This is a genomic window from Lientehia hominis (genome assembly GCF_021044755.1).
GTDB classification, from domain to species: domain Bacteria; phylum Bacillota; class Clostridia; order Lachnospirales; family Lachnospiraceae; genus Lientehia; species Lientehia hominis.
Genome location: NZ_JAJNOR010000004.1, coordinates 416,646 through 422,940 on the forward strand (window position 1 = coordinate 416,646; position 6,295 = coordinate 422,940).

Annotated in this window: 6 protein-coding genes and 1 riboswitch; all 6 genes read left to right on the forward strand. The window is 48.1% G+C overall.

Translation table 11 applies throughout. The features are described 5' to 3' along the window. The first annotated feature begins 150 nt into the window (after positions 1 to 150). Positions 151 to 1,092 (forward strand): acetyl-CoA decarbonylase/synthase complex subunit delta, encoded by a 942-nt coding sequence (gene acsD, locus LQE92_RS08780; RefSeq protein ID WP_231062590.1) that lies wholly within the window; start codon positions 151 to 153, stop codon positions 1,090 to 1,092. 17 nt (positions 1,093 to 1,109) lie between these two features. Next, a complete protein-coding gene (gene acsC, locus LQE92_RS08785; RefSeq protein WP_231062591.1) occupies positions 1,110 to 2,501 on the forward strand; it encodes an acetyl-CoA decarbonylase/synthase complex subunit gamma in 1,392 nt (463 codons plus the stop codon). Between the two features lie 34 nt (positions 2,502 to 2,535). Continuing rightward, positions 2,536 to 3,324 carry a carbon monoxide dehydrogenase/acetyl-CoA synthase methytransferase subunit gene (gene acsE / locus LQE92_RS08790; RefSeq protein ID WP_231062592.1) on the forward strand — a complete coding sequence of 263 codons (789 nt, stop codon included), beginning with the start codon at positions 2,536 to 2,538 and terminating at the stop codon, positions 3,322 to 3,324. A gap of 23 nt (positions 3,325 to 3,347) precedes the next feature. Beyond that, complete coding sequence (acsV, locus tag LQE92_RS08795) at positions 3,348 to 5,282, forward strand: corrinoid activation/regeneration protein AcsV (protein ID WP_231062593.1); 1,935 nt, start codon at positions 3,348 to 3,350, stop codon at positions 5,280 to 5,282. After that, positions 5,279 to 5,926 (forward strand): DUF3786 domain-containing protein, encoded by a 648-nt coding sequence (locus LQE92_RS08800; RefSeq protein ID WP_231062594.1) that lies wholly within the window; start codon positions 5,279 to 5,281, stop codon positions 5,924 to 5,926. Before acsV ends, LQE92_RS08800 begins: the two co-directional genes overlap by 4 nt. A gap of 33 nt (positions 5,927 to 5,959) precedes the next feature. Then, a riboswitch (THF riboswitch) is annotated at positions 5,960 to 6,080 on the forward strand. A 99-nt stretch (positions 6,081 to 6,179) separates the two neighbouring features. Beyond that, positions 6,180 to 6,295 (forward strand): formate--tetrahydrofolate ligase (locus tag LQE92_RS08805; protein WP_231062612.1); only part of this gene is annotated, 116 nt, incomplete at its 3' end.

Here is a 6,295-nt window from a genome sequence, read left to right on the forward strand (position 1 = left end):
AGACATCTGATTCCTGCGGAAGCGCATTTTTTGAGCATAGACTGAGTTTAATTTAAAGCTGTCAAGCCGCGCAGGAACACCCTGATAGGGAGGGTTTTCCTGTGGCGTGCTGGAAAAATAAAGCAATTACTTTAAGGAGGCGAGTAGGAAATGCCGTTAAACAAGAAATTACAGAAATTCAGCGCTACTGTGCGCAGCGTTGAACTCGGCACCGGCGACAAAACTACAACTTTAGGCGGGAGCAATACATATCCCTTCTATACATTTGACAATCCGACTACCAATACTGCAAAAATTGGTATTGAGATTTCCGATCTGGGTCTGGCAGAAGAGCCTGACTGTATGAAGGAATTCTATGCCGGATGTGAAACCGTTGTAGACATGGCAAAGAAAGCAGTCACAGTAGAGGGGGCAGATTTCCTGGTACTGAAACTGATCGGCGGAGATCCCAATGGCGAGAACAAGTCTATTGAAGAGCTGGTCGAGACTGCCAAATCAGTTGCCGACGCAGTTGATTTCCCTCTTGTAGTGGAAGGCTGCAAGAACGTGGAGAAGGATTCTCAGCTGCTTCCCAAGGTGGCAGAGGCTCTCCAGGGTAAAAACGTACTTCTCATGTCCGCAAAGGAAGAAAACTACAAGAATATCGGCGCCGCTGCAGGTCTTGCGTATGACCAGCTTCTGGGTGCTGAGTCTGCCGTAGATATCAACCTTGCAAAACAGCTCAACGTTCTGATCAAGCAGCTCGGCGTAGATGTCGGAAAGGTTGTTATGAACGTTGGTTCCGCAGCAGCAGGCTATGGCTTCGATTACTGTATCTCTACTCTCGACCGTGTAAAGGGCGCTGCTCTTGGTCAGAGTGACGATTCCCTGCTGATGCCCATCATTACTCCTGTAGCAGATGAAACATGGTCGGTAAAGGAAGCGTCCGCTTCTGAAGAGGATGTTCCCGAATGGGGTTCCGTAGTAGAGCGTGCCATTGATATGGAGATTACCACAGCAGTTGCATGCCTGTCCTGCGGTTCCGATGCGGTTATCCTTAAACATCCCACGTCGATCGCTGCAGTAGCTTCAATGATCAAAGCTTTGGTATAGGACAGGAGGAGAAAAAAATGGCATTAACTGGTATTCAGATTTTTAAATTAACGCCCAAAAAAAACTGCAAGGAGTGCGGCTCCCCTACCTGTATGGCATTTGCTATGAAGGTAGCTCAGGGTGCAGTCGGCATTGACAAGTGTCCTTATATGAGCGAAGATGCGATCGCACAGCTTTCTGAAGCTTCCGCACCGCCCATGAAGACCATTGAGATCGGCAAGAAGCCTTTTGCTGATAATAAGAATGACACGGATGCTTCTTTCAAGCTGGGCGGCGAGACCGTTCTTTTCAGACATGAGAAGACATTCGTAAACAAGACAAGATATGCTTCCACCGTTTCCACAGCGATGGACGCTGCCAAGGTTGACCAGATCCTTACGGATATGGCAAAGATTGATTACGAGCGTATCGGCGACAGAATGTATGTGGAATTTATCGCAGTTGATCATACAGATGGAGCCTCTGCAGATGCTTATGCTGAACTTGCCAAGAAAGCTGCTGCTGCAAACAGGGCGCTGATCCTCAATGTAAAGGACGAGGCGGCGGCCGCCGCGGCACTGGAAGCAGTAAAGGATACAAAGCCCGTACTCAACGGTGCTGATGCTTCCAACTATGAAGCAATGAATAAGCTGGCGACCGGCGCTGATGTAGTCCTGGGCGTTACCGGCTCAAACGTTGATGAGATTTATGATACGATTGCGGCCATCGAAAAGCTTGGAAACAAGAAGCTGATTGTCGACCTTGGCTCTGTTTCCGTCAAGGACGCATTTGCCAACGCCGTTCTGCTTCGCCGTGCCTGCCTGGATAAAAATCCCGACAGAACAGCTGGTTATCCGACCATTGCCAATGTGGCAAAGCTGGCTCCTGGCGATGCTCATATGCAGACAGCCCTTGCAACTCTTTTCACAATGAAATATGGTTCCATCGTAATTGTAGAGGAAATGACTTATGCACAGGCGCTTCCTCTTTATGGTCTTAGACAGAACCTGTTCACTGATCCTCAGAAGGCGCCCAGAATCGAGCCCGGTATTTATCCGATCAACGGCGCTGAAGAAAATTCTATCTGCCTGACTACGGTAGACTTCGCACTGACTTACTTCCTGGTATCCGGCGAACTGGAGCGTTCCGGCGTTCCCTGCAATCTGCTGATCTCCGATGCAGGCGGATTATCCGTGCTGACATCCTGGGCTGCGGGTAAGTTTTCCGCTGGTTCCATTGCCAAATACATTCAGGAGTTTGATATTGAGAACAAGATCAAGAACCGTACTCTGGTCCTTCCTGGTAAGGTGGCAGTGCTGAAGGGTGATCTGGAAGCAAAGCTTCCCGACTGGAATATCGTGGTAGGTCCTACTGAGGCAGTTCAGCTCGTAAAATTCCTGAAGGATATGCAGGCCAACGGCCAGGCATAAATAATTGTTGAATCATGAAAAGGAGAACGAAATAATGGCAAAATTCATTACCATTGGTGAGAGACTTTCCACTACGGCCCCTGCAGTAAATAAGGCATTTCTTGCAAGAGACCCTGAACCCATTCTGGCAAGGGCAAAACAGCAGCTGGAGGCCGGCGCTACATACCTTGATGTAAATATCGGGCCTGCAGAAGGCTACGGCGAAGATTTGATGAAGTGGGCAGTACAGCTTCTTCAGAGCAATTTTGACAACGTTCCGCTTGCACTGGATACTTCCAATAAGGCGGCTATCGAGGCAGGTATCTCTGTATATAACCGCGCAAAGGGCAAGCCCATCGTAAACTCTGCCGATGCTGCCGGAAGAATCGAGAACATTGACCTTGCCGCGGCAAACGACGCCATCGTGATTGCTCTGTGCAATGGGGAAGGTATCGCAGCGGACAATGATGAACGTATGGGATACTGCCAGATGCTTCTGGAAAGAGGTATGGAACATGGCATGGATGTCAATGAAGATATGTGGTTTGATCCGCTGTTCCTGGTTATCAAGGGCATGCAGGACAAGCAGATGGATGTATTGAATTTCATCGGCGATCTGACCGATATGGGTCTTAAGACCACAGGCGGTCTGTCCAACAATTCCAACGGTATGCCTAAGCACATCCGTCCGATTATGGATTCCGCTATGGTAGCCATGGCTATGATGAAGGGTATGACTTCTGCGATCGTAAATCCCAATGATTTAAGGCTCATGGAAACGATCAAGTCCTGTGATATCATCAGAAATGAAACTCTGTATGCAGATTCCTACCTTGAGATTTAATTTAAAGCTTTGGGTGGAATGTGATGCATAAGGTAATATTTAAGTTTGAGAGCGGCGAAGATATTATTGTCTTCGCTGCTTCCGGTGAAAACCTTCTTGAGGTAGCGAGAAAAACAAATGTAGCTATCGATGCGCCCTGCTCCGGCAATGCCGCATGCGGAAAATGCCGGGTGAAGCTGGTGGGCGGTCAGCTGGATTCTCCCAAGACGCGCCATATTTCCGACGAAGAGTATGCGGATGGATGGAGACTGGCCTGTGTCAGCAAATTAATTGCTGATGTGGAGATTCTGGTTCCGGATATTGCATCGGCATATAAAAGCCGGATGAAGGCGGCAGATTTAAGCTCCGATAAAGAACTGAAAATCTTTGCTGAGGTCAAAAGCCGCGTGGAAAGGTCTGGAATCACTCTGAAAAACAGCCTGGAGATCATTTCTGTGGATATGGATGTCCCCAGCCTGGATGACACTATGCCCGACGTGGAACGTCTGGAGCGCGCAGTTGCAGCGGCCACGGGCATATCAAAGGTCAGGGTTCCGTATTCCGTACTGAAAACATTGCCGGATAAACTCAGAGACGCCGGTTTCCATGTACAGTGTGTCATCAGAAGGACAGCAAAGGACGTGTTTGTCTATGACATCTATGACATAGGCGAAACGGTCCGCGCAGGAGGCCTGGTAGTGGATATCGGCACAACTACGGTATCTGCACTGATCATCGACATGCTGAACGGTGAAATACTGGCAAAGGCAACGGCCGGAAATGGTCAGATTCGTTTTGGCGCTGACGTCATCAACCGCATCATTGAATCAAGAAAAAAAGGCGGTCAGAAAAAGCTTCAGGATGCCGTCATTCAGGAAACCATAAATCCCCTGATTCATACCATGTGTGAATTCTGTGGACTGAAATCCAACCAGATATACCGAATGTGTGTGGCGGCGAATACGACGATGAATCATCTGTTTGCCGGTATTAATGCAGACCCTCTCCGGATGGAACCCTATATCCCTGCTTTTTTTAAGACGAATGCCTTATTTGCAAATGATTTGGATATTGATATCAATCCGGATGCCCATATTATCATAGCGCCGAATGCAGGAAGCTATGTGGGCGGAGATATTACGGCAGGTACACTGGTCAGCCAGATTTGGAACAGGCCGGAGTTTTCCCTGTTTATCGACCTGGGAACAAATGGAGAGATTGTATTTGGCAATTCGGATTTTCTTATGAGCTGCGCCTGTTCTGCGGGACCAGCTTTTGAGGGGGGAGACATCAGCTGCGGGATGCGCGCCACTGACGGGGCGATTGAATCCTGTACCATTGACCCGGCAAGCATGGAACCCAGCTTTTCTATAATCGGAGACAGCGGCCAGAAGGCAGTGGGAATCTGCGGTTCTGGAATCATTGATATTATCAGTGAGCTTTTCCGCTGCAACATGATAAGTCCCAAGGGGAAATTTATCCGTGAAGGCGTCCGTATCCGCCATGATAAATATGGAATGGGCAGTTATGTTCTGGCTTTCAAGGAAGATGCGGATTCGATTAAGGATGTGGAGATCACGGAAGTGGATATTGATAATTTTATCCGGGCGAAAGGTGCTATTTTTTCTGCCATCCTGACGATGCTGTCTTCTCTGGATTTTGATATTTCCATGGTGGATGACGTATATGTGGCCGGCGGCATCGGAAGTGGGATCAATATGAAAAATGCGGTGGGAATCGGTATGTTTCCGGATATCCCGCTGGATAAGTTTCATTACATTGGAAATTCATCCCTTTCGGGGGCGTACGCAATGCTTTTGTCCGGCGAAGCGGAACGGAAGGTTTATGAACTGGCTCAGAATATGACTTACATGGAATTATCCACGACTCCCGGATACATGGATGAATTTGTGGCGGCGTGCTTTATCCCGCATACGGATACTTCTCTGTTCCCGTCTGTGACACAGGTGGTTGTATGAATATCCCTTATGAAAAAAATCAAAAAGACAGGGTTCCTTTTGAACAATATAAGAAGAAGTTTGCCGGGGCGGATGCGTCTGTTTTGTCTTCTGTGAGCGGCGTTCCCTATGAAGAGGAGACGGGGCTGTTTACGTTGACTTTGATGAATAAAATGTACACAGTCCATCATCCGGATTTTGAAGTGGCCTGTCTCGATAATGAAGCAGATTGTGCGCCGCTTCTGACGGACATTGAAACGAAGATTTTGATTATCCGGTATCTCCTGGAGAGCCGGAAAGCAGCTTTTAAGGGAACGTTTTATGCCTATGCGGATATGCCCTGGGGAAATCATTATAATCAGGTCTTTCAGGGAAGATGTGTGAAGCGTCTGGCGTTTACTTTCGGATTTCAGATGGACAAATTCTGCAGGGTCATGGAGTCTGTGGGAGGAAAGAAGATTCCGGCAGGAGACGCAGGCTATGAGTTTGCATTCCTGGATGATTTAAGATTACAGTTTGTTTTGTGGGAGGGTGACGAGGAATTCCCCCCGTCTGCTCAGATTTTATTCTCCGATAATTTTTCTTTCGCTTTTCAAGCGGAAGATATGGCGGCTGTTGGGGATATCTCCATTGGCACGCTGAAAACTTTAGCCAAAAGCATATAAAGCCGGGAACGTGTCCGGCAGCAATGGTTATAGGGTAGAGTAGGTATTGTGCGTTAAGTGTCACTGGATGGAATGTTGAAAGTGAACGAAGGGTGCCGGGTCACGGTTTTGTTTGGTGAAAAGTCACCTGCGTTACAATACCGCGTTCGCTACTGTATATATAACAGATCCGGTTTTTGGAGAATGAACGGATACTTAAAACGTATGTACAGGCGGACCGTGAAGGTCCGTGCGAGAAAGGAGAGTTTTTATTATGGGATTCAAAAGTGACATCGAGATCGCACAGGAGTGCACAATGGCTCCGGTAACGGAGATCGCGGCAAAGGCTGGGATCGATGAGAAGTACCTGGAGCAGTACGGAAAGTACAA